Below are 25,963 nucleotides of genomic sequence, written 5' to 3'. Positions count from 1 at the left end.
GTGGATGGCAGCCTTGCTCCAAATTGTGCATGAGTGACGACTTTGCGATAGGTCAAACCATTCCAGTCTGGTGGGAAATGCGCTAGCATACATCGCAATGTTGACAGACCTGCCCAACGTCCTGACCCTTTCGCGCATTGTGGCCATTCCAATTGTGGTTGGATTTGCCGCATGGGGAACGCCGCAAACAGATGCGCTTGCGTGTTTGCTGTTCATACTGGCAGGTATTACCGATTATTTTGATGGCAAGCTCGCGCGCTCGCGCCACCAGATTTCCGACTTTGGGCGTATGTTTGACTCCATTGCCGACAAGCTGCTGGTCGGGGCCTGCCTTATGGTGCTGGCGGGCTTTTTGCGGCTGCCATACCTTAGCCTGTGGCCTGCCATAGTCATTCTGTGCCGCGAAATTCTGGTGTCTGGCATGCGCGAATATCTGGCCGAGCGCCGCGCAAGCCTGCCCGCAACCCGGCTGGCAAAATGGAAAACCGGTTTTCAGATGACCGCCATAGGCTTTTTGCTGGCGGGAGATGGCACCAGTGCGCTGCTGGGTATTCCATGGCTGCCAGTGACCCTGATCGGCGCCATACTGCTCTGGATTGCCGGGGTGCTGACAATGATTACAGGGTGGGACTACCTGACCAAGGGCTTGCAGCACGTCGATCTGTAGCGGCTCGGCTCCTCCTTGGTGGGGAACTCGCCCGCGCGACTAGCCCACCACTCTGTGCTATAGGGGCGACCCGGTCGGTACAGGGGCCGGATTGTTGGTGCCCGTTGGGGTGAACAGCATTGGCCTCATGGCTGAAAATACTGGCGGAATGCGGAGTCTGGGTATGCGAAAAGCCGCTCTTCTTGGAGTGTGCGTCATGATGAGCGGATGTGCAGGCTTTGAAAAAGTCATGTCTGACACAATCTCTCTCCCCGGCGAAAACCCCAATGCGCCAGCAGGCTCGGACCTGAACATGCGGCGCGTGCAGGGGCAGGCCACCAAGGAAGTGCCCATTCTGCCCCAAGGTGGCAATGTATGGCCCGGCCCCCCCGATCCGCTACCAACGCTGGAAGATGTGGCCAGAGGCCGCGCAGGTCGCCCCGCTGGCGCGGACCTGCCCGCCACAGGCCCGCAACTGCCCGATGGGCAGGAAATCAGCATTGGGGAAAAGGAAAGCATCCACAAAGGTGTTGTGGCCAGCGGCCTGTATGGCGGGCCAGAACTCGGGCACACGGCAGCCCCCGCTACAGGTGGTGTCAAACCCGTTGCCGCACCCATTGAAATTCCTAATGGGGATGGCACAACAACCCTTGTTCATTCCGATGGGTCTATCAGCACCATTGGCACACCCAGCCGCAGGGGGCTGCCCACGCATTAAATATGCGACAGGCCATAGCCCGCATTCTATAATGCATATGGAATGCGGGGCATGTTGAGAGCAAAAGGTTGGTAAGGCGGATTATGGCAGACCGGGTAACAGTCTTGTTTTTTGCAGCACTGCGCGAGCAGATCGGTCAGGACAGTCTGAGCGTGGCCATACCCGCAGGTGGTGTGTCGGTGCAGGTTCTGCGTGAGCAGATTGAAAAAGCAGACCCCGCTATTGCGCAGGCCTTTGCCGAGCAGCCCAGATTGCGCGTGGCCGTTAACCAGACGCTGGTGACCTTTGAGCAAATGGTTAACCCGGGGGATGAAGTGGCTTTTTTCCCTCCCATGACCGGGGGCTGATCGGGGTATGTCTGTTCATGTCCGCGTACAGGCCGAGCCGTTTGATGTGGGGGTGGAAACCGCACGCCTGAGCGTTCTTTCATCCCACACGGGTGGGGTAGGGGTGTTTGTGGGGCAGGTGCGGGGTGGGCATGGGCTTTTGGCCATGACGCTTGAACATTATCCCGGCATGACCGAAGCCGCGCTGAACACTCTGGCGCAGGAAGCTATTGCACGGTTTGAGCTAACGGGCTGTACGCTTATCCACCGCATAGGGCGGTTGCAGGTCGGGGCGGGCATTGTGTTTGTTGGCGCGGCAGCCCCCCACCGAGGCGCTGCGCTCACGGCCACCTCTTTTTTGATCGACCGGCTTAAAACGGGTGCTCCGTTCTGGAAGCGTGAAGAGTATGCAAATGGTCGCACCCAATGGGTGGATGCGCGGGAAACGGATGAAGACGCCGCCCGCGCATGGCTGCTCAAAAACCCGTAAAACCGGCTAGCCAGTCCGAGAGGCCTTGTTGGCGGGGCTTATGCTGAGAGTACGGCATGGATTGTGTGGCACAAAAACCTGAGGTCCTGCTCCGCTATGGTAAAGGCGGGGGTGAGGTAAACAATATTACGGAATGGGCGTATCCACGCGCCATGAGCCACCAGTTGCTGGCGTAGGGCATCGGGGTTGGCAATGGCGTGCAGTTCCACAACGCCAATAGCTCCCAGTGTACGAACATCGCGCACACCGGGGAGTGTGCGGCAGGGTTCAAGTGCTTCGGTCATGAGTGCATTGATTGCGACAACCTGTTCCAGCCGAGGTTCCGTTTCAAACAGATCGAGCGATGCATTGGCGCAGGCACAGGCCAGCGGGTTGGCCATGAATGTTGGTCCATGCATAAGCGCATGCTCGGGGTTGTCGGACAAAAAGACTTCAAAAACATGCCGCCGCGCAATTGTGGCTGCAAGGGCCATGGTGCCCCCCGTCAGTGCTTTGGACAGGGTTATGATGTCTGGCGTAATGCCTGCCTGCTCACAGGCAAACAGGGTGCCGGTGCGGCCAAAGCCTGTAAAAATTTCATCCAGAATCAGGAGCACATCGTAGCGGTCTGCCGCCGCGCGGACAGTCCGCAGGACCTCTGGCGCATGGAAAAGCATGCCGCCCGCACCCTGTACCAGTGGTTCCATAATAATACCGGCCAGTTCGTGCGCATGGCGTGCCAGCAGCGCCATAAAGGTCTGTGTGCTTGCTTCGTCCACAGGCAGGGGGGCAATAACGTGTTCCGCCAGAGCTGAACCATACAGGTGGTGCATGCCTTCCTCGGGGTCACACACCGCCATGGTGGCCAGAGTGTCCCCATGGTAACCGCCCCGGAAGGCAAGCATTTTAGTACGTTGGCGCTCCCCTTTGTTCAGCCGGTACTGGATGGCCATTTTCATGGCGACTTCCACCGCGACCGAGCCGGAATCCGTAAAAAATACCCGCTCAAGGTCACCGGGCAGGAGCGCGCATAGCCTGCTGGCAAGGCGCAGGGCGGGTTCGTGCACCATGCCGCCAAACATAACATGCGGCATAGTGCCCAACTGCTTGGTTACGGCCTGTTGAATATGGGGGTGGTTGTAGCCGTGGCAGGCGGTCCACCATGCGGCAACACCATCCACCAGCACACGCCCATCGGTCAGGGTAATGTGGCTCCCCTGTGTGCTCCGTGCCGCCAGTGGGGTGGGGGCGGTTTTCATCTGACTATAAGGGAGCCAGATATGGGGCAGGCCCTGCTGGTACCAGTCGGGCATGGGGTTGGGTGCGGACATGCGGTAGTGTTCCTGTAGATGATTGACCCGGAGGGCTGGCTCCGGCACCACAGATGTCATGACGCGGTTTGACAATCTTTTCCAGCAGGGGCTGGCCGGTTTTGTAACGCAGGGGCGCATGCGCTCGTGCAAGCAATGGCATGCGGCTGGCCCCGGACTTTTGCGCCAACCAGATACAGGCGCTGTTCTGGTGGACTTTTCGTCCAACGATTATCTGGGGTTACGCACCAACCCTTTGCTGCTTGAGCGGGCCAGCATTTGGGCGCGGGCAGAAGGCAGCGGGAGTGGCGCCTCCCGCCTTGTTACGGGCACACCACCGCAGACCGTGGTTCTGGAGCGGCGGCTGGCTGCCCTTAAAGGCATGGAGGCGGCCAGAATTTTTTCGTCCGGTTGGCAGGCCAATGCGTCTGTGGTGCCAGCTCTTGCCCGTTTTTCCGCGCAAGTTCTGGGGGCGCCGGCTGTTATTCTTGCGGACCGGTTTATGCATGCCAGCCTCTACCATGGTTGTGCGGCAGCCGGGGTAAGGCCCAGGCGGTTCAGACATAACGACATGGCGCATCTGGATGCGCTCTTGGCGCAGGAGGGCGGTGCCGGGTTGAAAATCGTGCTGACCGAGAGTGTGTTCAGCATGGATGGAGACCGGGCGGACATGGCGCAACTGCGGGCTATAACCCAACGCCACAATGCTTTTTTGTGTGTGGACGAAGCCCACGCCACGGGCATTCTGGGCGAACAGGGCAAGGGGCTGGCTAACGGGCAGGCAGACCTTGTTGTGGGGACCTTCAGCAAGGCATTGGGGGGAATGGGCGCTTTTGTGGCCGCATCCGATGCCGTTTGCCGCTGGCTGGATAATACGGCATCGGGCTTTATTTATTCCACAGCACCTTCGGCCATGGTGCTCGGGGCGGTGGATGCAGCACTGGACCTGTTGCCCGGCATGGTCGGGCCGCGCGCGCATGTGGCAGAGCTTGCTAGCGGGTTCCGGCAACGGATGGAGCAGGCCGGGCTGGATGTGGGCCTGTCGGCCACCCAGATTGTGCCCGTGGTTGTGGGGGCGGAACAGAGCGCTCTGGCGTTGGCACAGGCGGTGGAACAGGCCGGTTTTCTGGCCGTTGCCATTCGCCCGCCAACCGTGCCGCCGGGTGGGTGCCGCCTGCGGGTGGTTTTTCATGCCCACCACACGCATGAACAAATGGAGGCTTTGGCTCAGGCCATTGTCAGCGCGACCACACAGGGGGTTGGGGCATTGGAAGCATGATGCCGGTTCAGCCCGTATTTGTGCATGGTTGGGGGTTTGGTCCACGCTTTTGGGCACCTGTGGTGGACGCGCTGGGCTGGACGGACGGGTGCATGCTGGATCTGGGTTTTCTGGAACAGGGCACCGCGGCATCGGCCGCATTGGCGGTTCAGCGTTTGCAGGCTGTGCAGGTGCCGGGCAGGGCGGTGCTCGGTATTGGGCATTCCCTGGGCTTTTTGTGGCTGGCGCAGCACATGGCTCTGTCTGCTCAGGACCGGCTTGTGGGCATTAACGCGTTTGCGGTGTTTGCTGCCTGTGGGAGTTTTCCCTCTGGTGTTCCAGTCAGGGTTTTGCAGCGTATGCTGAGGGGACTCTCTGGTAATCCGGAAAAAGTTCTGGCGGATTTTTGCAGCCAGTGCGGCATGCAGGGTGTGCCGGGGGTTCCCAATGCCTCCAATCTGGGCATGGGGCTTGATCTGCTTATAAACGGAGATGTTCGGCCCGTACTGGCTGCCAAAGCCAGTCAATATGGTATTCTGGCTGCACGGCAGGACCCGGTTGTGTCAGATGCCATGACTACAGACAGTTTTGTGGAGGCTGCCGCCGTGCAGTGGGTGGATGGTGGGCACCTTCTGCCACAAACCAATGTGCAGGCCTGTGTGGCGTTCCTGCGGGCTGCGCGAAGGACGATGGAACAGAACGTAAAATGACAGCACCGCACCACAAGGAGCAGATACGCAGCAGCTTTGACCGGGCCGCAGGGTATGACAGTGCTGCTACGGTGCAGCGCCTTGCCGCCAGAGAACTGGCCACCCGATTAGCCCGTAGTCTGGACGGCAGAAAGCCCGCCCGGATTTTGGAAATAGGGTGTGGCACCGGCCTGCTGACCGAACAGTTGGTCCACCTCTGGCCCGATGCACAGATTGTGGCGACCGATTTTGCACCACAAATGCTTGAGCGCGCCCGACGCCACGGCTCCCCCTCCACCGTGTTCAAACTGATGGATGCCGCCAACCCCACGGAGGAAGGGCCGTTCGATGTGGTCTGTGGCAATCTGGTCATGCAGTGGGTCGCGCAGCCAGAGCAGGCGTTGGCTCGTCTTGGCAAGCTTCTGACCCCCGGTGGTGTGCTGGCAGTATCCACCTTGCTGGATGGTACATTTGCGGAGTGGAAAGCCGCCTGTGCGCGTGAAGATGTGCCCCCCTCCACCCCCCGTTATCCCGATGAGGCGCACATACAGAACTGGGCGCCGTGGCTGTATTCCGGTCTGTGGGAGCACAAAAGCTGTGTGCAGGCTTTTGCCTCCGGGCTGGATTTTGTCAGGCACCTCAGGGCTACGGGGGCATCTGTTGCTCCTGTGGGGAATAAGCCAATGGGGGCGGGTTCGCTCCGGCGGGTTGCCCATCGGCTGGATCAGTCCGGGGCTGCGGTTACGTGGGAGCTGGCTTACGGTTGTTTCCGTAAGCCCCCGGTGGCGGGTGTGTTTGTAACGGGCACGGATACAGGGGTGGGCAAAACCCTTGTTTCGGCCTGTCTGGTCAAACGGTGGCAGGCTGCCTACTGGAAGCCCCTGCAAAGTGGGCTGGCGGACGAGGCAGGGGATACCAGTACAGTTGCGTCCTTAGCGGGTGGGCCTGTGTGTTTTCCACCAGCCGGGGCGTTTCAGGCATCCCTTTCCCCTCAGGCGGCGGCCGAGGCGGAGGGGGTTTGTATAGACCCCACACATCTGGCATTGCCCGAAGTGGAGGCAGGCAGAGTGCTGGTGGTGGAAGGGGCCGGTGGTTTGATGGTCCCCGCAACGGATGGCGTGATGATGCTGGATCTGGCCGTGTTATGGGGGCTGCCTGTGGTTCTGGTAGCCCGCAGTGGGCTGGGTACACTCAACCACACATTGCTCAGCTTGCAGGCTATGCGCAGCCGTGGCGTGGCTGTTGCCGGTGTTGTGCTGAATGGGCCGCATAATCCGGCCAATAGCCGCACCATCGCCCGGTTGGGTAAGGTGCGTATTCTGGCGGAAGTGGGGCATCTGGCCCAGATTACCCCAGATGTTGTGGCCCATCAGGCGGCCACGTTCCCCACATGGGAGGAGGTATGTTCAGGCCCCTGAACATACCGTGGAGCGGGCAGAAGCCTGCGCGCATGCGTAAAACGGGTTAGCCGGGTTTAGTAATGCCGGATTAACCCCGCCAGATGGCCCTGAATATGCAGGCGCTCGGCGGGAACAATGCGGGTTTCGTATCGGGCATTGGCGGGTTCCAGCGCAATCATGTTGCCTTTGCGGCGCAGGCGTTTGAGCGTGACTTCCTGCCCGTCAATCAGAGCGACAACAATCTGCCCGTTTTCCGCCTGATCCGATTTTTTGATAATGACCTGATCGCCGTCCAGAATACCGGCTTCGATCATGGAATCTCCGGCCACTTCAAGCGCGTAATAGTCCCCACTGCCCAGCATGTCTGCGGGGATGGAAAGCGTGTTGGACGTATCCGCCATGGCTTCGATCGGTAAGCCCGCGGCTATACGACCATAAAGTGGAATTTTAATGGGGTCCGGCTTTTGCCGTGAGAAGCTGCCACGAATAACGTTGGTGGGCAGTTCCTCCTCCATTTCGGGGAGTTGAATGACCTCCAGCGCACGGGCGCGGTGGTGGTGGCGGCGCAGAAACCCCCGTTCCTCCAGCCCGGAGATCAGGCGGTGGATACCGGACTTGGAACGCAGGCCCATGGCCTCACGCATTTCGTCAAAGGAAGGGGAAAAGCCGGTCTGTTTGAGGTGCGAATCAATAAAAAGAAGAAGCTTGTGCTGTTTTCGGGTCAGCATGTCGCACCTCGGCCTGTCTGTTCAAAATGGAATATCAATCTCATGATTTGTTCTATGTAAGTTCTTGTTTTTGTCAATATCTAATTCAGGGCAGGCGCATAATCAGGCAGGGGGTTCCTGCTTTTTGGGCGTTGGCATGGGGGGGGCGTATGATCAACGCCTGACTTTGGGACAGAATGTTCAGTTGCGCAGACCCCTGTTGCCCAAAAGGCGTGGCCACAAGCTGGCCATCGGGGCCGGTGTGCAGTGTTGCACGCAAAAAATCCTGCCTCTGGTCATTTTCTCCCACATCCGCGCCAAGCAGGGCGGGTTGCGTATCCAGTGTGTCCGCCACGGTGCGGCCCATGAGCTTGTGCAGGGCAGGGAGCACAAACACCATGCTACAGACCAGTGCTGCAACCGGGTTGCCGGGCAGCCCAAGCACAGGCATGCCATTGAGTGTGCCGAACATGAGCGGCTTGCCCGGACGCATGGCTATTTTCCAGAAATTCTGGACAAGCCCCGCTTTTTCCAGCGTAGGGCGGACCAGATCATAGGTTCCAACACTGGCGCCCCCAATGGTGACCAGCATGTCCAGATCATGGGTGTTGGCAAATGCGTTGGAGAGCGATGTTGCGTTATCACGCGCAACGGGTAGCACAATGGCATCTGCCCCTTCCTGCCCCAGCAGGGCTGCGAGCATGAAGGACGCGGAATTAAAAATACCATCGGGGGGGGCTGTGTCTCCGGGGAGCAGAATTTCATCCCCCGTGGCCAGAATGCCCACACGGGGGCGGCGGAAGACCGGCAGCCAGACCAGCCCGCCTGCGGCCGCCAGCCCGATATCCCGCGGTCCGAGTCTGGTGCCTGCACGCAGCAGCACGGCTCCTTGGGCAAAGTCCTGCCCCTGTGTGCGAATATTCTGCCCTTTGGTGGCCGCGCGGGTCAGTGTGACTTGCTGGCCCGCAAGTTGGGTGTTTTCCTGAATAACAATGCTGTCCGCCCCGGCAGGGACCTGACTGCCCGTAAAAAGGCGGATACATTCCCCTTCCGCCACGGTGTGGGCAGAGGGCCTGCCTGCGGGGGCCTCGTCTATAATGCGCAATACAGCGCCCTGTAGGGCGTCTGCCGCCCTTACGGCGTAGCCATCCATGGCGGAAACACTAACGGGAGGGTTGGCCCTGCGTGCATGCACGTCCTGTGCCAGAATGCGGCCACATGCGGCGCTCAGGGCAATGGTTTCCTGCCCGCAGGGTGGCAGGTTTTCCAGAATTCTGGCCCGCGCGGTTGCCACATCCAGCATGAATTCGTCTCCTTTTGGCGTTGGTGGCGCCATATTGATGTAAGAAAGCTTGACCTTTTGCCTTTGTATGCGCATTTTGCCGCAACTTGAACACCGCCGGAGCCGTATGGACCGGCTCTGTAAATATGTTCTGCTGAGGAAGTCATGGCCAAGACCAACGTCATCAAGATCCGTCTCGTCTCGACGGCTGACACCGGTTACTTCTATGTGACCAAGAAAAATGCCCGCGCTCATACGGGCAAAATGGAACTGAAGAAGTACGACCCGGTTGCACGCAAGCACGTCGTATTCCGTGAAGCCAAAATTAAGTAATTCTGGCCAGATCGGTTTGTTATAAAAAAACGGCGCTTTCGAGCGCCGTTTTTTTTATGCCGTTCCACTGAAAAATAATTCCAGCGTTGCAGAGATTGCAGGTGTGTAGGGGTTAAAAAAGAGGATCGCGCCGGTCGTAAGGAATAACCAGATCATTCCGGTTGGCCATGTTCAGCATGGCGCGGGCGCGTTCGTCCAGAATATCCGTATCCAGTGTATTTTCACGCAGGCCGTTAACGCGGCGTTTCCATGCGTCCTGCTCGGCCTGTGCGTCTGATCTGGCCTGTTTGGCCTGTTCCAGCAGACCAAGCTGCTGCTGGTAGGCCTGCATGCCGTGGTCGCCCTGTGTGGCGTTCCAGCCAAAATAACCGGCAATACTCAAAAATGCCAAAGGTGGCACCACAGCCCGCACAACACGGCGAAAGAAACGGCCAATCTGCACTTTTGGTCAGCTCCCTGCCAGAGTCGTAGGTACCAAGAGACATGAATACAGGGTAATGTCTAACCCATATTGCGCAGGGTGGGGAAGGGCGTTGCATACAAAAAAAGCCGGCCCCAGAAGGGACCGGCCTGTATGGGCGTGCAAAAAGGCGTAAGCTGCCGCCAGCTTTGTGGCCTTTAGCTGTTTTTCAGAATAGTGCGGCCTGCATACTGGGCGGCGGTCACCAGTTCCTGCTCAATACGGATCAGCTGATTGTATTTGGCTGTCCGGTCGGAGCGGGAGAGCGAGCCGGTTTTGATCTGCCCGCAGTTGGTGGCCACGGCCAGATCGGCAATGGTGGAATCTTCCGTCTCGCCCGAGCGGTGGCTCATAACGGCGGTGTAACCCGCGCGATGGGCCATTTCCACGGCCTGAAGTGTTTCGGTCAGTGTGCCAATCTGGTTGACCTTGACCAAAAGGGAGTTGGCAATGCCAGCTTTGATCCCACGGTTCAGGCGTTCGGGGTTGGTGACAAACAGGTCATCCCCCACAAGCTGTACTTTTTTGCCCAGTGTCTGGGTCAGCAGCGCCCAGCCTTCCCAGTCATCTTCGGCCATGCCGTCTTCAATGGAGACAATCGGGTAACGGCTGACCAGATCTTCCAGGTAAGCGGCCATCCCTGCGGAATCGAGGCTCTTGCCTTCGCCTTCCATGACGTACTGACCGTTTTTGAAGAACTCCGTGCTGGCGCAATCAAGCGCAAAGGTAACGTCCTGCCCCGGACGGTAACCGGCGGCTTCTACCGCGCGGGTAATAAAGCCCAGTGCTTCATCTGCGGATTTAAGGGCGGGGGCAAAGCCGCCTTCATCCCCCACATTGGTGTTCAGGCCCGCAGCACTCAGGGCTTTTTTGAGCTGGGCAAAAATTTCCGAACCCCAGCGAATGGCGTCCGCCACAGTGGGAGCACCCACGGGCTGGATCATGAATTCCTGAATGTCGATCGGGTTGTCCGCGTGCTGCCCACCGTTGACAATGTTCATCATTGGCACGGGCAGAATATGGGCGAATGCGCCGCCAATATAGCGGTAAAGCGGCACTTCCAGTTCTGCCGCCGTGGCCTTGGCCACCGCGAGTGATACGCCCAGAATGGCGTTGGCCCCCATGCGGCTTTTGTTGGGCGTGCCATCCAGATCGATCATGGCGTTGTCAATATCGATCTGGTCGGACGATTCCGCACCCTGCAATGTGGGCAGGATTTCGCTCTCAATGTTTTCAACAGCCCGAAGCACACCTTTGCCACCATAGCGCCGTGCATCGCCATCGCGCAGTTCAACAGCTTCGTGCGCGCCGGTTGAGGCGCCAGAGGGCACAGCTGCGCGGCCTTTGGCGCCAGAGGCCAGTTCCACATCCACTTCCACGGTGGGGTTGCCACGGCTATCCAGAATTTCGCGGGCGATAATGTCAACAATGGCGCTCATGGTGTGTCTGTTCCTGCTTGTCTGTGGGCACAGGCTGGGGCCGGTGCCGTCGTTTCTTATTTTTGCTCTAGGACGAAACCTGCATGGAGCTTTTCTTCCACGCGGTTGCTAGTGGCAGCGTCTTGGGCTTTTCTGTCAACACTGAGAACAAGAAAATACAGAGAAAAGGGTGTCTGTTCCCCTATGAAGAAGCTTCCATTTCTGGGTGTGGTTCTGATGCTGGCGGGTGTTCTGCCCTATGTCTTATGCACCTGCGCCATTGTGTTTTACGATTCCCGCATTCCCGTGCCCAACCTGCTGATGGCCGAACTGTTTTATGGGGCCATCTCCCTGTCCTTTATAGGTGCTGTGCACTGGGGGCAGGCGCTGGAGGTGGAGCGCACCATTCTTGTGGCGTCTGCCGCGCGCACGGACCATGTGCGTCTGCTGCTTGGGGTGGTGCCCGCATTTGTGGGCTGGATTGCGGCTTGCACGGGGTTTATGTGGCAGCCATTGGGTGGGTTGGCCGTACTGGCTGTGGCGTTCCCGCTTGCGGCGTTGACCGAACGTGCCGCGTGGCGGCGCGGCTGGGTGCCACCGGGTTACATGGGGGTGCGCTGGATTGTAACGGCCGTTACGGAATGTTGCCTGCTTATGGTGTTGTTGGTTCGCTTTTTGTGAATGGCAGAGAATGGACCGGTGCGGTAAAACCCATGTCGGATATGTTATAACACGCATGTATCGCATAAGGCGCGCATATCAGTCAGGAAGTGGAAAGCAGGGCTTATGAACGGCAAACCGCACATTCTGGTTAAAGGTGCTGGTGTGGCGGGGCTGACCGCCGCCGTAACGCTTGCAGAGCGTGGTGGGGTTGTAACCCTGTATGACTGCGCGGACCGGGTTGGAGCCGGTGCATCGTGGATGGCAGGCGGCATGCTGGCCCCATGGTGCGAGGCGGAATCGGCCCCGGCGGAAGTGACCGCCCAATCGGTCGATTCGGTGGACTGGTGGACCAGGCATGTGCCCGGCGTTGTGCGCGAGGGCAGTCTGGTGCTGGCTCCTGCGCGGGATGTGGGCGAACTTGCGCGTTTTGGGCGGCGTACCTCGCACTTTGAAAACGTGGGCGAGGCGGATATTGCCCGGCTGGAGCCAGACCTTGCCGGGCGCTTTCAAAAAGGCCTGTTTTTTGCCGATGAAGGGCATGTGGACCCGCGCAAAGCCCTGCCAGCGCTGGCGCACGCACTGGAACAGATGGGCGGGCAGGTGCTTGTGGCTCCGGCCCCTGCGCCAGATGAGGCCGGGTTTGACTGGGTCGTGGACTGCACCGGCCTGCATGTGCGTGATCAGCTTGACCACCTGCGCGGTGTGCGGGGCGAAATGCTGCTGCTGCGCTGCGAGGATGTGATTCTGCACCGGCCTGTGCGCATGTTGCACCCGCGTATTCCGGTTTACATTGTGCCGCGCGATAACCATGTGTTCATGGTCGGCGCCACCATGGTGGAGAGTGAGAACGCAGGCGGCATGACCGTGCGCTCCATGATGGAACTGCTCAATTCCGCATGGACCCTGCACCCCGGCTTTGCCGAAGCGGAAATTCTGGAAATGGGTACCGGCCTGCGCCCGTCCTACCCGGACAACATGCCCCGTGTGGTGCAAAAGGGGCGGCATGTTTATGTTAACGGCATGTACCGTCATGGTTTTCTGCTCTCTCCCGCTCGGGCACGGGAGGCTGCGGATCTGGTTTTCGGGCCATAAAGCCCAAGGAGTGATGCCCGATGAAAATAACCGTCAATGATGAAGCGCAGGATGTGTCCGCCACGACCCTTGCAGGGCTGATTGATGAACTGGGATACGCCGGTGCGCGGATTGCCACCGCGCTAAACGGGCATTTTGTACCAAAAACCGAGCGAGAGCAGGCCAGACTGGACATGGGGGCACGAGTGGAAATTGTTGCGCCCATGCAGGGGGGCTAAGGGCATGGCCGCATTGTTTTACGGGCAGGAACTGTCCTCCGCTCTTATGCTGGGTACGGCGCAATACCCATCGCCCGAAATTCTGCGGGACGCTGTTCTGGCGGCGCGTCCGGGTGTGCTGACAGTCTCCTTACGCCGCGAATCCGCAGGTGAGCGGGCAGGGCAGGCTTTTTGGTCCATTGTGCAGGAACTTGGGGTGCCGGTTCTGCCCAACACAGCAGGCTGCCACACGGTCAAGGAGGCGGTAACAACCGCGCACATGGCGCGTGAAGTGTTTGGCACGGACTGGATCAAACTCGAAGTTATTGGCGAGCTGGATACCCTCCAGCCCGATGTGTTCGGGCTGGTTGAGGCCGCACGGATTTTGACCGGGGAAGGGTTTAAGGTTTTCCCCTACACCACGGAAGATCTGGTGGTGGCCGAGCGCCTGCTGGCGGTCGGGTGCGAGGTGCTTATGCCGTGGGGCGCTCCCATTGGCTCTGGCAAGGGTTTGAACAACCTGTTCGGGCTGCGGGCCATGCGTGCGCATTTTCCCTCCGTGCCGCTGGTGGTTGATGCAGGCATTGGTGTGCCCTCCCACGCGGCGCAGGCGCTGGAGTTGGGGTATGACGCGGTGTTGATCAACACTGCAGTGGCCAAGGCGGGGGACCCGGTGCGTATGGCGCAGGCGTTTGGGCTTGCGGTGCAGGCCGGTCTGCTTGCGCGTATGGCAGACCCAATGGAGGAGCGGGATATGGCCGTTCCCTCCACCCCCGTTGCAGGAAAGGCATTTTTGGGATGAACGCGCTGGCGCAAAAATTTTACCCGGTTGTGGATGACGCCCGGTGGGTTAACCGCTTGGGGGCCGCAGGGGCGCGTTTTATTCAGCTCAGGGTCAAAGACCTGCCAGAGCCGGAACTGCGCGCACAGGTACGGGCCGCGCGTGATTATGCCGCAAAGCATGATGTGTGTCTGGTGCTCAATGACTTCTGGCAGATCGCGCTGGAGGAGGGTGTTTCCTACATCCATCTGGGGCAGGAAGATTTAGACACAGCAGATATGTCCGCCATCCGTAAAGGTGGCCTGCGCGTTGGCATTAGCACCCATTGCCACGAAGAGCTTGAACGCGCCCTGACCTTTGCCCCCGATTACGTAGCTTTGGGTCCAGTATGGGAAACCAAGCTGAAAAAAATGGCGTTCGGCCCGCAAGGTGTTGAAAAACTGAGCGAATGGAAACGCCTTATTGGCTCCATGCCGCTGGTTGCTATTGGGGGCATAACGCTGCAACGCGCCCCATTATGCCTTGCCGCAGGTGCGGATTGTGTTTCTGCCGTATCCGCCTTTACACAGCATGCGGACCCGGAAGGGCAGGTCAGGGCATGGCTGGCGGCCACGGCGGATGAACCGGGCGTGATTAACCGCCGCTAAAGATACGGGCGGCATCCGCTTTGCCAAAGAGTGTGAGCAGCACACGGGCGGAACCGGGGAGGCGATAGCTGGCTGTGGGTTTTGTACCCATGTCGGGCAGAATACGCTGGGCCTCGGCGTGGGCTGTATCCAGTAGCAGATCGACCAGAATTTCTGGCGCCATGCGGTATTCGGGCAGCCCGGACTGCCTGCGGCCCGTAGCTTCCCCCCCGCCACGCAGGCGAAAATCTTCATCTGCGATCAAAAAGCCATCTTCGGTCTCGCGCAGGCAGGTCAGGCGGCGGCGGGCTGTCTGGCCTAATCCCGCGTCATGGAGCATCAGGCAGTACGATGCCTTGGAGCCACGGCCCACGCGCCCGCGCAACTGGTGGAGCTGGGCCAGCCCAAACCGTTCGGCATGTTCGATAACCATGATTGTTGCTGTTGGTACATCCACCCCGACTTCGATCACGGTTGTGGCGACCAGTATGCGGGTCAGACCGCGAGCAAAGTCCTGCAAAGCCTGTTCGCGCGTGTTTGTATCCTGCTGCCCGTGGGCAATGCCCACCAGATTGCCAAACCTGTCTGCCAGAATGGCCTGCCGTGCCTCGGCTGCGGCAATGTCGAGCGCTTCGCTCTCGGACACAAGCGGGCAGACCCAGAAGATCTGCGCCCCCGCGGTAAGGGCGCGGGCAATACCTTCGAGCACATCGTCCATGGTGTTCAGGCTGTGCAGGGAGGTGCGGATGGGTTTGCGGCCCGATGGCTTGCCCTCCAGACGGCTGACCTGCATGTCTCCAAACTGGGTGAGCAGCAGGGTGCGGGGTATGGGGGTTGCGGTCATGACCAGCATGTCCGCCTTGTGGCCTTTTTCCACCAGCGTCAGGCGTTGGTCCACGCCAAAACGGTGCTGTTCATCCACCACTGCCAGCCCAAGGTCTGCGAACTTTACACTCTCCTGCACCAGAGCATGCGTGCCAACCACCAGCCTGGCTGTGCCATCGGCCATGTCCGCCAGTGCCTGTTTGCGGGCCTTCCCTTTGACCGAACTGCACAAAAACGCCACCGGCACGGGGGAAAGGCGCGCAAAGGTTGCGGCATGCTGGCGGGCCAGAATTTCGGTCGGAGCCATAATGGCCGCCTGTGCACCAGCCTCGACCGCGCGCAGCATGGCCAGCAGGGCGACCAGTGTTTTGCCCGCGCCCACGTCCCCCTGAAGCAGTCTGTTCATACGGTGGGGGGCGGCCATGTCTGCCTCTATCTGGCGCAGCACATGGGCCTGTCCGTGGGTAAGGGGGTGGCCAAAGGTGGTCAGGGCCTGCTGTTGCAGGTGTCCATCGCCTTGCAACATGCGGCCGGGGCGGCAGCGGGTGGCCTGCTGGGCAATGCGCATGGCAAGCTGGTCGGCCAGCAGTTCGTCACACGCTAGGCGGGCCTGTGCGCGGGCGCGTTCGGCCTGCCAGTCCGTGCCGGTGTGGCTGTTGGGAATACTGTCCGGCTTTTGCATCCATGTGAGTGCGGTTGCAAAATCGGGCCAGTTTTTTTGGGCGATCAGGGCCGGGTCGTGCCATTCGGGCAGGTCTGGTGGCAGCAGGGCAAGGGCTGCGGCCATGGCCTGACGCACCTGCCCGCCAAACAGGCCCGCAGTCAGTGGCCAGACCGGGTCGAGCAAAGGAATGCGTTCGATCTGGCGGGCAGGGAGCAGGTAGTCGGGCGAGGTCATGCACAGCCGGTCGCCAAACCGTTCAACTTTGCCCGATACGGCAATGTGTGCCCCACTGAACGCCTGTTTGGCCTGCCAAGGGGAAAAAAAAGCAATTTCCAGCAACCCTGTCTCGTCCGACAAGGTGGCCCGCCATGGCTGGCGGGTGCGTGGGGCGGGTGGGCGCAGGTCCAGCACCGTGCCGCAAACTGTTGCAATCGTGTCAGCCCTGAGTTGTGCAAGCGTGGGGCGCAGCCGCCTGTCCGTTACACTTTCGGGTAGGCAGAACAGCAGGTCCATAACGCGTGACCCACCGGCAATTTTGGCCAAAAGCCGGGAGCGGGCTACGTTAACGTGGCTCAGGCTGTCCAGTGGAGCAGCAAGGGCGCTCAGGGCCGGTGCATTTGCCCATTGCGGAACCGAAGCGGATGTGAAGGATGGGGGGCTGGACACGGACGGTATACAGGCCTCTGTTTGCAGGCTGACAGACAGGAACAGCCCCGGTATAGGACAGCAACGCCATGCAACACAATTTTACAACGCCTTCCAGCACGCTTTCTTCCAATGCTTCCGATGGGTCGGAAGATTCTCTTGCGGCCCGCCGCCGCCGGCTCAAGTTCCGCGCCAACCACCGTGGCACGTTTGAGACCGATATTCTGATCGGCGGTTTTGTAGAAGAAACGGCAGATAGCCTGAATGCCGAAGAACTGACGGACATGGAAACCATACTGGAAATGCCCGACCCCGACCTGACGGACTGGCTGTTTGGCCGTCTGCCCTTGCCGGAGGAAAAAGCAACACCCATGTTGCGGCGTATGGTGGAATCATGCCGCGCAAGGTGCGGAAAATAAACTATTCTTCCCATACGGTGAAGACAGGCAGGACAGAGAAACAGGGCATATGACAGCAGACACAGGTGCGGCATCGGAGCGTCGGGTTGCCACGATTTGGGGCGTGCCAGAGGGGTACGATGCCCTTTTGCTTGCGCGGCGCGCGCGTGAGCACAAAGGACCCTTGCTGCATATAGCCCGCAACGATGCCTCCATGGCCCGGCTGGCGGAAACGCTGGCCTTTGTTGCGACCGATGTGGAAGTGCTGCGTTTTCCCGCATGGGACTGCCTGCCATACGACCGGGTCTCCCCCAACCCCACAATCGTTGCCGAACGTGTGGCAACCCTGACCCGCCTGCTTGAACCCTCTGGCGGTAAGCCACGCCTTGTGCTGACTACGGTTAACGGCGCCATCCAGCGCGTGGCCCCGCGCAAGACGTTTGCCGGGCAGTCCCTGAGTATCCGCACGGGGGAAAGTCTGGACCAGACTTTCCTGATCGACCTGCTGATCGCCAATGGCTACACCCGCACCGATACGGTGATGGAGGCCGGGGAGTTTGCAACCCGTGGTGGTATTTTTGACCTGTACCCTGCCGGTGCGCCAGAACCCGTGCGTCTGGACCTGTTTGGGGACGAGGTGGAGAATATTCGCGCGTTTGACCCCGGTACCCAGCGCTCGACTGACAAGCGCGATGGGCTGGTGCTGTGCCCCGTGTCCGAATTTTCGCTCGATGCCGCCAGTATAAGCCTGTTCCGCACTGGCTGGCGCGATATGTTCGGCCCCGCTGCCGCGTCCGACCCCTTGTATGAACATATTTCTGACGGGCGCAGATACCCCGGTATCGAACACTGGCTTCCTTTGTTCCATGACCAGTTGGAAACAGTGTTTGATTACCTGCCCGGTGCAGCACTCTCGCTCGACTATCAGGTGGAGGAGGTCCTGAGCGCACGGCTGGATATGATTGCCGACCATTATCAGGCCCGCAAGATGCCGGTGCGCGAGGGGGAAACTCCCTACCGCCCGCTTCCCCCACACCTGTTGTACATGGACCTCAAAGGGTGGGAGGCCGCCGTGGCGCGCCTGCCCGCCGTGGCCTTTAGCCCCTATGCCCAGCCAGATGGTGCGGGTGGGGTGGATGTGGGGGGGCGTCCGGGCAAGATGTTCTCCAAAATTGTGCCCGGCGCCCAGCGCGAGCAGGTGTTTACCCTGCTAGGCGAACAGGTGCGCGAATGGGCGCAGGTCAGGCGGCGCACCTATGTGGCGGCATGGAGCAAAGGCTCGCGCGAGCGTATTGGTGTGCTGCTGCGCGAACACGGGGTGGCGACGGACACGTTCGAGACATGGGAGCAGGCCAGCAAGGCCAAGGCTGGGCCGGTCGGGCTGCTGACCCTTGGGCTGGAGCGTGGCTTTGTGGCCGAGGATGTGGCGTTTGTGTCCGAGCAGGACCTGCTGGGCGAACGTATAGGCCGCCCACCGCGCCGCCGCCGCCGTGCGGATGAACTGATTGCCGAAGCCAGTGAACTGTCCGCCGGGGACCTGATCGTCCATCAGGATTACGGTATTGGGCGTTATGACGGGCTGGAGACAGTGAGTGTTGGCGTGGCCCCGCATGATTGCCTGCGACTGTTGTACGATGGCGGGGAAAAACTCTACCTGCCGGTGGAAAATATTGAACTGCTCAGCCGGTTTGGCTCGGATCAGGCAGGGGTATCGCTCGACCGTCTGGGCGGGGTTGCCTGGCAGAACCGTAAATCACAAATGAAAAGCCGCATCCGCGATATGGCGGGTGAGCTTATTCGCACAGCGGCGGCCCGCGCGCTCAAGGAAGCGCCGGAACTGCTCCCGCCCGAAGGAATGTGGGACGAGTTCTGTGCCCGCTTCCCCTTTGTGGAAACGGACGACCAGTCGCGCGCCATATCCGATGTGCTGGAGGATATGTCCTCCGGTCGTCCCATGGACCGCCTGGTGTGTGGCGATGTGGGGTTTGGTAAAACGGAAGTTGCACTGCGCGCGGCTTTTGTGGCGGCCATGTCCGGCGGGCAGGTTGCCGTTGTTGTGCCCACCACCCTGCTGGCCCGCCAGCATTACCGGACCTTTACCGCGCGCTTTGAGGGCTTTCCCATAAAAGTGGCCCAACTCTCGCGCATGGTTACGGGTAAGGAGGCTACGGAGGTACGCAAGGGGCTGGCCGATGGCAGCGTCAATGTTGTGATTGGCACCCATGCCCTGCTGGCCAAAACGATCAAGTTTTCCGCCCTTGAACTGTTGATCATTGATGAAGAACAGCACTTTGGCGTGTCGCATAAGGAAAAGCTGAAAGCCCTGCGTGAGGATGTGCATGTGCTCACCCTGTCTGCCACGCCCCTGCCACGCACACTCCAGCTCTCGCTTTCTGGTGTGCGGGAGATGAGCCTGATTGCAACGCCGCCAACGGACCGTCTGGCCGTGCGGACGTTTATTATGCCCTTTGATAGTGTTGTCATCCGCGAGGCCATACAGCGTGAGCGCTTCCGGGGTGGGCAGATTTTTTGCGTTGCCCCCCGTGTGGAAGATCTGGACCGGCTGGCCGAACGCCTGACCAGCATTGTGCCCGATGCCCGGCTGGTGCAGGCCCATGGCCGCCTGTCTCCCACAGAACTGGAACGGGTGATGACCGAGTTTTCCGATGGTCAGTACGACATCCTGCTCTCCACCAATATTGTGGAAAGCGGGCTGGACATGCCTGCCGTTAATACGCTGATCATCCACCGGGCGGATATGTTTGGTCTGGGCCAGCTTTACCAGCTTCGTGGCCGCGTGGGCCGTGGCAAACAGCGGGGGTACGCGTACCTTACGTGGCCGCAAACACATGCCCTGTCTCCCTCTGCGGAAAAACGGCTGGAGGTCATGCAGACGCTCGACACGCTGGGTGCAGGCTTTACGCTGGCATCGCACGACCTTGACCTGCGCGGTGCGGGCAACCTGCTGGGCGACCAGCAGTCCGGCCATGTGCGCGAAGTGGGGATTGAGCTGTACCAGCAGATGTTGGAAGACGCCGTGGCAGATTTACGCAGCGACAAAGGGCGCAATGCGGAAAATGACCGGGGCTGGACACCAAATATTGTCATGGGCCTGCCAGTACTCATTCCCGATGATTACGTGCCTGATCTGCCGGTTCGGCTTGGACTTTACCGCAGAATCAGTGCTTTGGCGTCCGATGCTGAGCTGGAGGCTATGGAGGCGGAACTGGTGGACCGTTTTGGCTCAGTTCCCGATGAGGTTAAAAACCTGCTCAATATTGTTGATCTTAAAAGACTTTGCCGTCAGGCGGGGGTGGAGCGGGTAGAGGCTGGCCCCAAAGGCATGGTGCTCCAGTTCCGCAACAACAGCTTTGCCAACCCCGGTGGTCTGGTGCAGTGGATGGGGCGCTGGAAGGATGGCGTGGTGCGCCTACGCCCCGACCACAAAATGGCTGTTGTGCGGGAGTTGACCAACGTGCAGCGCATTGACCTTGCCCGTAAGGTGCTCAAGGATCTTGCTCATATGTGTGCGCGCGAAATGGCCTGAACAGCGGGCTGTTCTGCCTTGTTCTTAAAAAATAAAGTCCCTGCACATGCCTTGGTGCATGTGCAGGGACAGTGCTTATTTGATGGGGAGCGGAAAGCCGTTAACGGTTAGAACGCCACCTTCCCATGTGGTGTCCCATGCGTTCTGCTCGCCCGAGCGATGGCTGACCAATCTGCCCAGCACAAGGCCCGCAGCCAGTTTCATCTGATGTGCGGCACGGGCTTTTTCTATCAGTGCTTCCAGATTGGTAATTTCGAGATGCCCCGAAGCAGATGTGGCCGCTACATCGCCCGTAAGCGTTGCCTGACCATGCCCCTGTAGTTTGACCGTGCCTTCGGATGCTTCAAAGTTGCTAATGGTGGCATGCACAGCCGGAGCCGCGGTGCTACGCCCACCTATGGCGCCCATGAGTGCGGAAAGCTCCGAAGTGGGGAGCGAAAACGCGGCACGGGCGGCGGAGGGCAGGAGTTGCTGGTTGGCTACGTTATGGAAAGCCAGACCGCTCATGCTCAGGGTGGCCGCACTGGTGCGTGGGGTGGCGGCCCCCTGCATCTGGTAGTGCGCGGTTGTGGCGGTCACATGGGCTGCACCGTGTTCAACCGTTGCGTTGTTCCATGTCAGGTCATAGCTGCCGCCAGACTGAAGGCTGGCGGTGACCTGTTTGCCCTCATCCATCAGCCATTGTGTACAGGCCGCGTTGTGCTGCCCGGTCATGGCGGACACCAGCAGGAGCGATGCAGCCTGCGCCAGATCCTGCAAGGCCTGCGGGCTGGAAGCCTGCCCGGTAAAAACCAGTTTTTTTACATGCAGGCTGGTGGTCCCGCTTGGGGCGCGTACAGTCAGGTCATGGTAAATCAGGCCTTTGGGTGTGTCTTCCTCCGCACTGGCGCTAACGCTTGCACAGGTGGAGGGAGGGGCGGCTAGGGCGGTTTCTGCGGTGGCGATGGTGCAAAGACTCACGACCCCGAGAAGATGGAGGGAAAAAGGAGAGTTCTGCTTCATTTCGCAAGGAAGGTGCCGTAAGTAAAAATTACAGGCAACACAAGATTATCATGGAAGAGCCAGAACTGTGCGGTTTTTGAAGATTGACCCCTTTTTGCTGGGGCTGCTGGCCTCTGTTCTGCTGGCAACACTTGTGCCGTGCCATGGCGCGGCGGTGCCTGTTTTTCACTGGCTGTCGGTGGCGCTGATCGCGTTCATGTTTTTTTTGCAAGGGGCGCGCCTGTCACGCAAGGCTGTGTTGGACGGGGTGGTGGCATGGAAGTTGCACCTGCTTATTCTGAGCTGCACCTTTGTCCTGTTCCCTCTGCTTGGCCTTGCCGCACACGCCCTGTTCCCCGGCCTGTTGCAGCCGGATATCTGGATGGGTGTGCTGTTCCTGTGCTGCTTGCCCTCCACGGTACAGTCTTCCATTGCGTTTACATCCATTGGCGGGGGTAACGTGCCTGCTGCGGTGTGTGCTGCTACGGCCTCCAACGTGTTTGGTATTTTTATTACGCCGGTGCTGGTGGGGCTGGTGCTCAGCCAGCATGGGCAGGCTACAGGTAACCCGCTGGATATTGTGTACCAGCTTTTGTTGCCGTTCATTCTGGGGCAGGTGTTGCAGCCATGGCTTGGCGCATGGGCGCACCGGAACAAAAAGATGCTCTCTTTTTCCGACCGTGGCTCGGTGCTGGTAGTTGTTTACACAGCCTTTAGCGATGCGGTCATGCAGGGGCTATGGCACCGCCTGCCTTTGGCCGAACTGGGGATGATTGCCGTGGCCGATACAGCGCTGCTGTTTAGCGTACTGGGCCTGACCATTTTTGGCGGTCGCCTGATTGGTCTCCCCCTGAAGGATGAAATTGCCGTGGTGTTCTGCGGCTCCAAAAAAACACTGGCATCGGGTGTGCCCATGGCCAATGTTTTGTTCCCGCCTGCATCCGTGGGGGTTATTGTTCTGCCGCTCATGCTGTATCACCAGATCCAGCTTTTTGTCTGTGCTGTGCTGGCGCGCAGGTTCGCACGGCTCCGACAGGAGCAGGATGATGCGTCCACAACGCCAGCGCAGCAGTCTGGCTAGGGCGCATCTGTTTGGGAAATTTAAGCAAAGGGGAGCGGGGTTGTGGCGGGTCTGGATCCTGAAGACTGGGAAGAACTGAAGGCTCAGGGCCACCAGATGCTGGATGATATGCTGGAGAGCATTCGCCATGTATCCCAAGGTCCCGTCTGGCAACCAATGCCTGCGTCCGTGCGAGAAGGGTTCAGGGCGGCCCCATTGCCAGATGTGGGGGTGGAACTGGGGGATTTGTACCAGCAGTTTACCAGCATGGTGCAACCTTATGCCGTGGGTAACCGGCACCCGCGCTTTATGGGCTGGGTCCATGGGGGGGGCACGGCGCAGGGTATGCTGGCCGAAATGCTGGCAGCCGGGCTAAACGCCAATCTGGGTGGGCGTGACCATGCACCCGTTGAGGTTGAGCGTATGGTGATCCGCTGGGCAGCGGATATGTTCGGTTTCCCCTCCGATGCGACCGGGGTGCTGGTGACCGGTTCCTCCATGGCCAATTTTATTGCCATTCTGACCGCTACCCGCAACGTGCAGGGGGGGGCGGACCTGCGCCAGCAGGGCGTTGGTGGACGCAGGCTGGTCGGTTATGCGGGGGAGAGCGCACATGGCTGCGTGGCCCGTGCGTTTGATATGGCAGGGCTGGGCGAGCAGGCATTACGGCGCGTACCACTGGATGGTGCGTTCCGTATGGACATGAAAGCCCTTGAAGCCATGATTGCGCAGGACAGGGCTGCGGGGTTTGAACCATTTCTGGTTGTGGGTACGGCAGGGACCGTGGACACAGGCAGCATTGACCCGCTGAATGCTCTGGCTGATCTGGCCGGGCGGGAAGGGCTTTGGTTCCATGTTGATGGCGCCTTTGGCGCACTGGCAAAGCTGGCCCCCGATCTGGCGCCGCTGCTCAATGGCCTTGAGCGGGCGGACAGTCTGGCTTTTGACTTCCATAAATGGGCGCAGGTTCCGTACGATGCAGGTTGCGTCCTCGTGCGCGAACCGGGCAGGCAGGCAGCGGCCTTTGCGCAGTCCCTTGCATATCTCTCGCGTGAGGAGAGGGGGCTTGCCGCCGGTGCTCCGTGGTTTTGTGATCTGGGGCCAGACCTCTCACGCGGGTTTCGAGCACTCAAGGTCTGGTTTGCGCTGGCCGGGTTTGGAACCCGCAAGCTGGGGCAGGTTGTTACCAGTTCATGTGCTTTGGCGCAGGGGTTGGCGCAGCAGGTGCAGGCTATTGCGCAACTGCAACTGCTCGCACCCGTTACGCTGAATGTTGTGTGTTTTCGGGTTGTAACGCCCGATGTGGACGATCTGGACTGGCTGAATGGCGAGTTGGTCAAGGATTTGCAGGTCAGTGGCGTTGTGGCGCCATCCACAACCCGGATTGGCGGCGTGCTGGCCATTCGTGTGGCGCTGGTCAACCACCGCACCACCGAGGCGGATGTAACAATCCTGCTAGACGCCCTGCATTCCTTTTTGGAGGTGCGACTGGCGCATGTGAAGATGATGAAAGAAATGGCAAGCTTGGCGGGGGCTTAACCCCGCCTGCGTGTCCGCTTTTCATCAAACAGGGCGGAAAGGGACTGGAGCATGGTCCCGCCCAGTTCCTCCGCATCGGTAATGGTGACGGCGCGCTGGTAGTAGCGTGTTACGTCATGGCCAATGCCAATGGCGGTCAGTTCCACCGGGCTGCGGTTTTCGATCATGTGAATGACCTCGCGCAGGTGGTCCTCAAGGTAGGAGGCCGGGTTGACCGAGAGTGTGCTGTCATCCACCGGCGCACCATCGGAAATAACCATCAGGATCTTGCGGGCTTCCGGGCGGCTTTTTACGCGCCGCCATGCCCAGAGCAGGGCTTCGCCGTCTATGTTTTCCTTTAACAGACCTTCACGCAGCATAAGGCCCAGATTGGTGCGCGCGCGCCGCCATGGCGTGTCCGCTCCCTTGTAAACAATGTGGCGCAGGTCGTTCAGGCGGCCGGGGTTTTCGGGCTTGTTGTTCTGTACCCAAAGCTCGCGGCTCTGCCCACCTTTCCATGCGCGGGTGGTAAAGCCCAGAATTTCCACTTTTACGCCGCAACGCTCCAGCGTGCGGGCCAGAATATCCCCACAGGATGCGGCAACAGAAATGGGGCGGCCGCGCATGGAGCCTGAATTGTCGATAAGGAGGGTTACAACCGTATCGCGGAATTCGGTGTCTTTTTCCTGCTTGTAGGAAAGGGACAGGCGCGGGTTGACCACAATGCGCGACAGCCTGCCTGCATCCAGCATGCCTTCCTCCAGATCAAACGACCAGGAGCGGGTCTGCTGGGCCATAAGGCGGCGCTGAAGCCGGTTGGCAAGGCGGGAGACAACACCGTGCAGGGTTGCAAGCTGGAGGTCCAGCTGGTGCCGCAGGCGGGAGAGTTCTTCGGGGTCGCACAGGTTTTCGGCCAGAATTTCTTCATCAAAACCGGTTGTGTAAGCGTGGTACCCCTTGGCGGTCTGGCCTGCCTCTATTTCCTTGCGGTTGCCCGGTCCTGCGGCATCGCCCGTGCCTTCGGCCGAACCAGAGTCCTGCTCAACTTCTGGCGTGTTGTCGGCTGCATCCGCGCTGCCTGCCATAAGCTGGGGTTCGGAGACCGCATCCGACAGGTCGGGGGCGGCACCGGATGTGTCATCCTCCTGCTCGGGCGGGGGCTGGTCGGTGTCATCCTCGTTCGAGTCTGGAGCACTGCCGGAACTGTCTTCCTCATCCTCCTGATCAGAGAGGGACTCGTCATCCGTGAGCGCGCAGGCCGCCAGCAGTTTGCGGGTGGCGCGGGAGTACGCCTTCTGGCTGTCTTGGTCAGTGGCCAGTGTGTCCAGCGCGTCCAGTGCTGTTTGCGGCAGGGTCTGCTTCCACTGTTCCATAATGGCCCGGGCGGATTCGGGCAGGGGGGTGCCTGTCAGCTTTTCGCGCGCAAGCAGTTCCAGCCCGACAACGGGGGAAAGCTGGGCGGCATCGGTCATATGGTCCAGCCCGGCGGCGCGGATTTCCTGCTCCAGTCTGTGGCGCAGGTTGGCGGCAACCCCTTTCATGTGGCGAGCGCCTATGGCTTCCACACGGGCCTGCTCCAGTGCGTCATAGACCTCGCGGGCAATGGTGTCGGCTGGGCGGCGGGCGGCATGCAGGTCAAAATTATGGTGCTTGAGCCGCAGCGCCTGCGCATCGGCCGCGCCACGCAGGCGCTGGGTTTCTTCCTCGTTCAGGTTGAGGGAGGGGGAGGACAGGCGGATTTTCTCACCCAGACTGATCGGGGCCATGGGCATGTTGCCGCTATGGAAGGAGACATCCGCCTCCTTCCGCCCGCCAAGGGCGCGCAGTGTTGCCTCCGTTGCCTGCTTGAAGGCATCGGCCCGCTTTTCCGCCTCCTCGCGCGAGAGGCGGACGGGCGGAGTGCCCGTATCCTTTGCCTGATCAGCCATAACGCCCCCTGTCTGTTGGTCT

The 25,963-nt window shown here is 60.1% G+C and carries 25 protein-coding genes; 17 read left to right on the top strand and 8 right to left on the bottom strand.

Features of this window, described 5'->3' with window-relative positions; all coding sequences use genetic code 11:
• Positions 1-97: 97 nt before the first annotated feature.
• The 4 genes from pgsA to AABE20_RS01340 all read left to right on the top strand — a co-directional run bounded on the left by pgsA (position 98) and on the right by AABE20_RS01340 (position 2,180).
• Positions 98-667 (top strand): CDP-diacylglycerol--glycerol-3-phosphate 3-phosphatidyltransferase, encoded by a 570-nt coding sequence (gene pgsA, locus AABE20_RS01355; protein WP_338331481.1) that lies wholly within the window; start codon positions 98-100, stop codon positions 665-667.
• A 229-nt stretch (positions 668-896) separates the two neighbouring features.
• Positions 897-1,364, top strand: a complete 468-nt coding sequence (locus AABE20_RS01350) for a hypothetical protein (RefSeq protein ID WP_338331480.1) — start codon at positions 897-899, stop codon at positions 1,362-1,364.
• An 83-nt stretch (positions 1,365-1,447) separates the two neighbouring features.
• A complete protein-coding gene (gene moaD, locus AABE20_RS01345; RefSeq protein ID WP_338331479.1) occupies positions 1,448-1,711 on the top strand; it encodes a molybdopterin converting factor subunit 1 in 264 nt (87 codons plus the stop codon).
• A 7-nt stretch (positions 1,712-1,718) separates the two neighbouring features.
• Positions 1,719-2,180, top strand: coding sequence for a molybdenum cofactor biosynthesis protein MoaE (locus AABE20_RS01340; protein ID WP_338331478.1), 462 nt, complete (start codon positions 1,719-1,721; stop codon positions 2,178-2,180).
• A 38-nt stretch (positions 2,181-2,218) separates the two neighbouring features.
• Here the strand turns inward: AABE20_RS01340 and AABE20_RS01335 are convergent, their stop codons facing one another.
• Positions 2,219-3,490 carry an adenosylmethionine--8-amino-7-oxononanoate transaminase gene (locus tag AABE20_RS01335; protein WP_338331850.1) on the bottom strand — a complete coding sequence of 424 codons (1,272 nt, stop codon included), beginning with the start codon at positions 3,488-3,490 and terminating at the stop codon, positions 2,219-2,221.
• A gap of 58 nt (positions 3,491-3,548) precedes the next feature.
• Here AABE20_RS01335 and AABE20_RS01330 point away from each other — a divergent pair, with 58 nt between their 5' ends.
• The 3 genes from AABE20_RS01330 to bioD are packed head-to-tail and all read left to right on the top strand — an operon-like array spanning position 3,549 to position 6,834.
• A complete protein-coding gene (locus tag AABE20_RS01330; RefSeq protein WP_338331477.1) occupies positions 3,549-4,748 on the top strand; it encodes an aminotransferase class I/II-fold pyridoxal phosphate-dependent enzyme in 1,200 nt (399 codons plus the stop codon).
• A complete protein-coding gene (locus AABE20_RS01325; protein WP_338331476.1) occupies positions 4,745-5,437 on the top strand; it encodes an alpha/beta fold hydrolase in 693 nt (230 codons plus the stop codon). Before AABE20_RS01330 ends, AABE20_RS01325 begins: the two co-directional genes overlap by 4 nt.
• The gene (gene bioD, locus AABE20_RS01320; protein ID WP_338331475.1) at positions 5,434-6,834 is read left to right on the top strand and encodes a dethiobiotin synthase; all 1,401 of its coding nucleotides are present in this window, start codon (positions 5,434-5,436) and stop codon (positions 6,832-6,834) included. Before AABE20_RS01325 ends, bioD begins: the two co-directional genes overlap by 4 nt.
• 56 nt (positions 6,835-6,890) lie before the next feature.
• On the opposite strand, the gene lexA is transcribed toward bioD, so the two are convergent.
• Positions 6,891-7,544, bottom strand: a complete 654-nt coding sequence (lexA, locus tag AABE20_RS01315; RefSeq protein WP_338331474.1) for a transcriptional repressor LexA — start codon at positions 7,542-7,544, stop codon at positions 6,891-6,893.
• Positions 7,545-7,629: 85 nt separating this feature from the next.
• Positions 7,630-8,901 (bottom strand): molybdopterin molybdotransferase MoeA, encoded by a 1,272-nt coding sequence (locus AABE20_RS01310; RefSeq protein ID WP_338331473.1) that lies wholly within the window; start codon positions 8,899-8,901, stop codon positions 7,630-7,632.
• A gap of 69 nt (positions 8,902-8,970) precedes the next feature.
• Here AABE20_RS01310 and rpmG point away from each other — a divergent pair, with 69 nt between their 5' ends.
• Positions 8,971-9,138 (top strand): 50S ribosomal protein L33, encoded by a 168-nt coding sequence (gene rpmG / locus AABE20_RS01305; RefSeq protein ID WP_003623017.1) that lies wholly within the window; start codon positions 8,971-8,973, stop codon positions 9,136-9,138.
• Between the two features lie 112 nt (positions 9,139-9,250).
• Here the strand turns inward: rpmG and AABE20_RS01300 are convergent, their stop codons facing one another.
• Together AABE20_RS01300 and eno are read right to left on the bottom strand one after the other, a co-directional pair.
• Positions 9,251-9,580 (bottom strand): FtsB family cell division protein, encoded by a 330-nt coding sequence (locus AABE20_RS01300; RefSeq protein WP_338331472.1) that lies wholly within the window; start codon positions 9,578-9,580, stop codon positions 9,251-9,253.
• A 176-nt stretch (positions 9,581-9,756) separates the two neighbouring features.
• Positions 9,757-11,037, bottom strand: coding sequence for a phosphopyruvate hydratase (gene eno, locus AABE20_RS01295; RefSeq protein ID WP_338331471.1), 1,281 nt, complete (start codon positions 11,035-11,037; stop codon positions 9,757-9,759).
• Positions 11,038-11,220: 183 nt separating this feature from the next.
• Between eno and AABE20_RS01290 the strand changes: the two genes are divergently transcribed.
• The 5 genes from AABE20_RS01290 (at position 11,221) to AABE20_RS01270 (ending at position 14,396) form a co-directional block, all read left to right on the top strand.
• A complete protein-coding gene (locus AABE20_RS01290) occupies positions 11,221-11,697 on the top strand; it encodes a DUF3429 domain-containing protein (protein ID WP_338331470.1) in 477 nt (158 codons plus the stop codon).
• Positions 11,698-11,802: 105 nt separating this feature from the next.
• On the top strand, positions 11,803-12,771 hold the full coding sequence (locus AABE20_RS01285) for an FAD-dependent oxidoreductase (RefSeq protein WP_338331469.1): 969 nt from the start codon (positions 11,803-11,805) through the stop codon (positions 12,769-12,771).
• A gap of 20 nt (positions 12,772-12,791) precedes the next feature.
• Positions 12,792-12,989 (top strand): sulfur carrier protein ThiS, encoded by a 198-nt coding sequence (thiS, locus tag AABE20_RS01280; RefSeq protein WP_338331468.1) that lies wholly within the window; start codon positions 12,792-12,794, stop codon positions 12,987-12,989.
• Between the two features lie 4 nt (positions 12,990-12,993).
• Positions 12,994-13,770 carry a thiazole synthase gene (locus tag AABE20_RS01275; RefSeq protein ID WP_338331467.1) on the top strand — a complete coding sequence of 259 codons (777 nt, stop codon included), beginning with the start codon at positions 12,994-12,996 and terminating at the stop codon, positions 13,768-13,770.
• Positions 13,767-14,396, top strand: coding sequence for a thiamine phosphate synthase (locus tag AABE20_RS01270; protein WP_338331466.1), 630 nt, complete (start codon positions 13,767-13,769; stop codon positions 14,394-14,396). The genes AABE20_RS01275 and AABE20_RS01270 overlap by 4 nt, the downstream gene beginning before the upstream one ends.
• On the opposite strand, the gene recG is transcribed toward AABE20_RS01270, so the two are convergent.
• Entirely contained in the window at positions 14,383-16,530 is a 2,148-nt protein-coding gene (gene recG, locus AABE20_RS01265) for an ATP-dependent DNA helicase RecG (RefSeq protein WP_338331465.1), read from the bottom strand. The two genes, AABE20_RS01270 and recG, sit on opposite strands and share 14 nt — an antisense overlap.
• Positions 16,531-16,598: 68 nt before the next feature.
• On the opposite strand from recG, the gene AABE20_RS01260 reads away from it, so the two are divergent.
• On the top strand, positions 16,599-16,928 hold the full coding sequence (locus tag AABE20_RS01260) for an FAD assembly factor SdhE (RefSeq protein ID WP_338331464.1): 330 nt from the start codon (positions 16,599-16,601) through the stop codon (positions 16,926-16,928).
• Positions 16,929-16,977: 49 nt separating this feature from the next.
• Positions 16,978-20,454, top strand: coding sequence for a transcription-repair coupling factor (gene mfd, locus AABE20_RS01255; protein ID WP_338331463.1), 3,477 nt, complete (start codon positions 16,978-16,980; stop codon positions 20,452-20,454).
• Between the two features lie 75 nt (positions 20,455-20,529).
• Here mfd and AABE20_RS01250 read toward each other — a convergent pair whose 3' ends face one another.
• Positions 20,530-21,414 (bottom strand): hypothetical protein, encoded by an 885-nt coding sequence (locus AABE20_RS01250; protein WP_338331462.1) that lies wholly within the window; start codon positions 21,412-21,414, stop codon positions 20,530-20,532.
• A 109-nt stretch (positions 21,415-21,523) separates the two neighbouring features.
• Here AABE20_RS01250 and AABE20_RS01245 point away from each other — a divergent pair, with 109 nt between their 5' ends.
• Together AABE20_RS01245 and AABE20_RS01240 are read left to right on the top strand one after the other, a co-directional pair.
• The gene (locus tag AABE20_RS01245; RefSeq protein ID WP_338331461.1) at positions 21,524-22,516 is read left to right on the top strand and encodes a bile acid:sodium symporter family protein; all 993 of its coding nucleotides are present in this window, start codon (positions 21,524-21,526) and stop codon (positions 22,514-22,516) included.
• A 42-nt stretch (positions 22,517-22,558) separates the two neighbouring features.
• Complete coding sequence (locus tag AABE20_RS01240; RefSeq protein WP_338331460.1) at positions 22,559-24,034, top strand: pyridoxal phosphate-dependent decarboxylase family protein; 1,476 nt, start codon at positions 22,559-22,561, stop codon at positions 24,032-24,034.
• On the opposite strand, the gene cobT is transcribed toward AABE20_RS01240, so the two are convergent.
• Positions 24,031-25,941 carry a cobaltochelatase subunit CobT gene (cobT, locus tag AABE20_RS01235; RefSeq protein WP_338331459.1) on the bottom strand — a complete coding sequence of 637 codons (1,911 nt, stop codon included), beginning with the start codon at positions 25,939-25,941 and terminating at the stop codon, positions 24,031-24,033. The genes AABE20_RS01240 and cobT overlap by 4 nt on opposite strands.
• Positions 25,942-25,963 lie beyond the last annotated feature (22 nt).

Origin of the sequence: Acetobacter zythi, assembly GCF_963921165.1 — a bacterium.
Taxonomy (GTDB): domain Bacteria; phylum Pseudomonadota; class Alphaproteobacteria; order Acetobacterales; family Acetobacteraceae; genus Acetobacter.
Note: the sequence above shows the minus strand (reverse complement) of the source record. Positions and strands in the feature narration are given on the sequence as shown.

What these genes read in the sequence shown, in the direction of transcription:
- pgsA (WP_338331481.1), top strand. Translation starts at nt 98, where the DNA reads ATGTTGACAGACCTGCCCAACGTCCTGACCCTTTCGCGCATTGTGGCC.
- AABE20_RS01350 (WP_338331480.1), top strand. Translation starts at nt 897, where the DNA reads ATGTCTGACACAATCTCTCTCCCCGGCGAAAACCCCAATGCGCCAGCA.
- moaD (WP_338331479.1), top strand. Translation starts at nt 1,448, where the DNA reads ATGGCAGACCGGGTAACAGTCTTGTTTTTTGCAGCACTGCGCGAGCAG.
- AABE20_RS01340 (WP_338331478.1), top strand. Translation starts at nt 1,719, where the DNA reads ATGTCTGTTCATGTCCGCGTACAGGCCGAGCCGTTTGATGTGGGGGTG.
- AABE20_RS01335 (WP_338331850.1), bottom strand. Translation starts at nt 3,490, where the DNA reads ATGTCCGCACCCAACCCCATGCCCGACTGGTACCAGCAGGGCCTGCCC.
- AABE20_RS01330 (WP_338331477.1), top strand. Translation starts at nt 3,549, where the DNA reads ATGACGCGGTTTGACAATCTTTTCCAGCAGGGGCTGGCCGGTTTTGTA.
- AABE20_RS01325 (WP_338331476.1), top strand. Translation starts at nt 4,745, where the DNA reads ATGATGCCGGTTCAGCCCGTATTTGTGCATGGTTGGGGGTTTGGTCCA.
- bioD (WP_338331475.1), top strand. Translation starts at nt 5,434, where the DNA reads ATGACAGCACCGCACCACAAGGAGCAGATACGCAGCAGCTTTGACCGG.
- lexA (WP_338331474.1), bottom strand. Translation starts at nt 7,544, where the DNA reads ATGCTGACCCGAAAACAGCACAAGCTTCTTCTTTTTATTGATTCGCAC.
- AABE20_RS01310 (WP_338331473.1), bottom strand. Translation starts at nt 8,901, where the DNA reads ATGCGCATACAAAGGCAAAAGGTCAAGCTTTCTTACATCAATATGGCG.
- rpmG (WP_003623017.1), top strand. Translation starts at nt 8,971, where the DNA reads ATGGCCAAGACCAACGTCATCAAGATCCGTCTCGTCTCGACGGCTGAC.
- eno (WP_338331471.1), bottom strand. Translation starts at nt 11,037, where the DNA reads ATGAGCGCCATTGTTGACATTATCGCCCGCGAAATTCTGGATAGCCGT.
- AABE20_RS01290 (WP_338331470.1), top strand. Translation starts at nt 11,221, where the DNA reads ATGAAGAAGCTTCCATTTCTGGGTGTGGTTCTGATGCTGGCGGGTGTT.
- AABE20_RS01285 (WP_338331469.1), top strand. Translation starts at nt 11,803, where the DNA reads ATGAACGGCAAACCGCACATTCTGGTTAAAGGTGCTGGTGTGGCGGGG.
- thiS (WP_338331468.1), top strand. Translation starts at nt 12,792, where the DNA reads ATGAAAATAACCGTCAATGATGAAGCGCAGGATGTGTCCGCCACGACC.
- AABE20_RS01275 (WP_338331467.1), top strand. Translation starts at nt 12,994, where the DNA reads ATGGCCGCATTGTTTTACGGGCAGGAACTGTCCTCCGCTCTTATGCTG.
- AABE20_RS01270 (WP_338331466.1), top strand. Translation starts at nt 13,767, where the DNA reads ATGAACGCGCTGGCGCAAAAATTTTACCCGGTTGTGGATGACGCCCGG.
- AABE20_RS01260 (WP_338331464.1), top strand. Translation starts at nt 16,599, where the DNA reads ATGCAACACAATTTTACAACGCCTTCCAGCACGCTTTCTTCCAATGCT.
- mfd (WP_338331463.1), top strand. Translation starts at nt 16,978, where the DNA reads ATGACAGCAGACACAGGTGCGGCATCGGAGCGTCGGGTTGCCACGATT.
- cobT (WP_338331459.1), bottom strand. Translation starts at nt 25,941, where the DNA reads ATGGCTGATCAGGCAAAGGATACGGGCACTCCGCCCGTCCGCCTCTCG.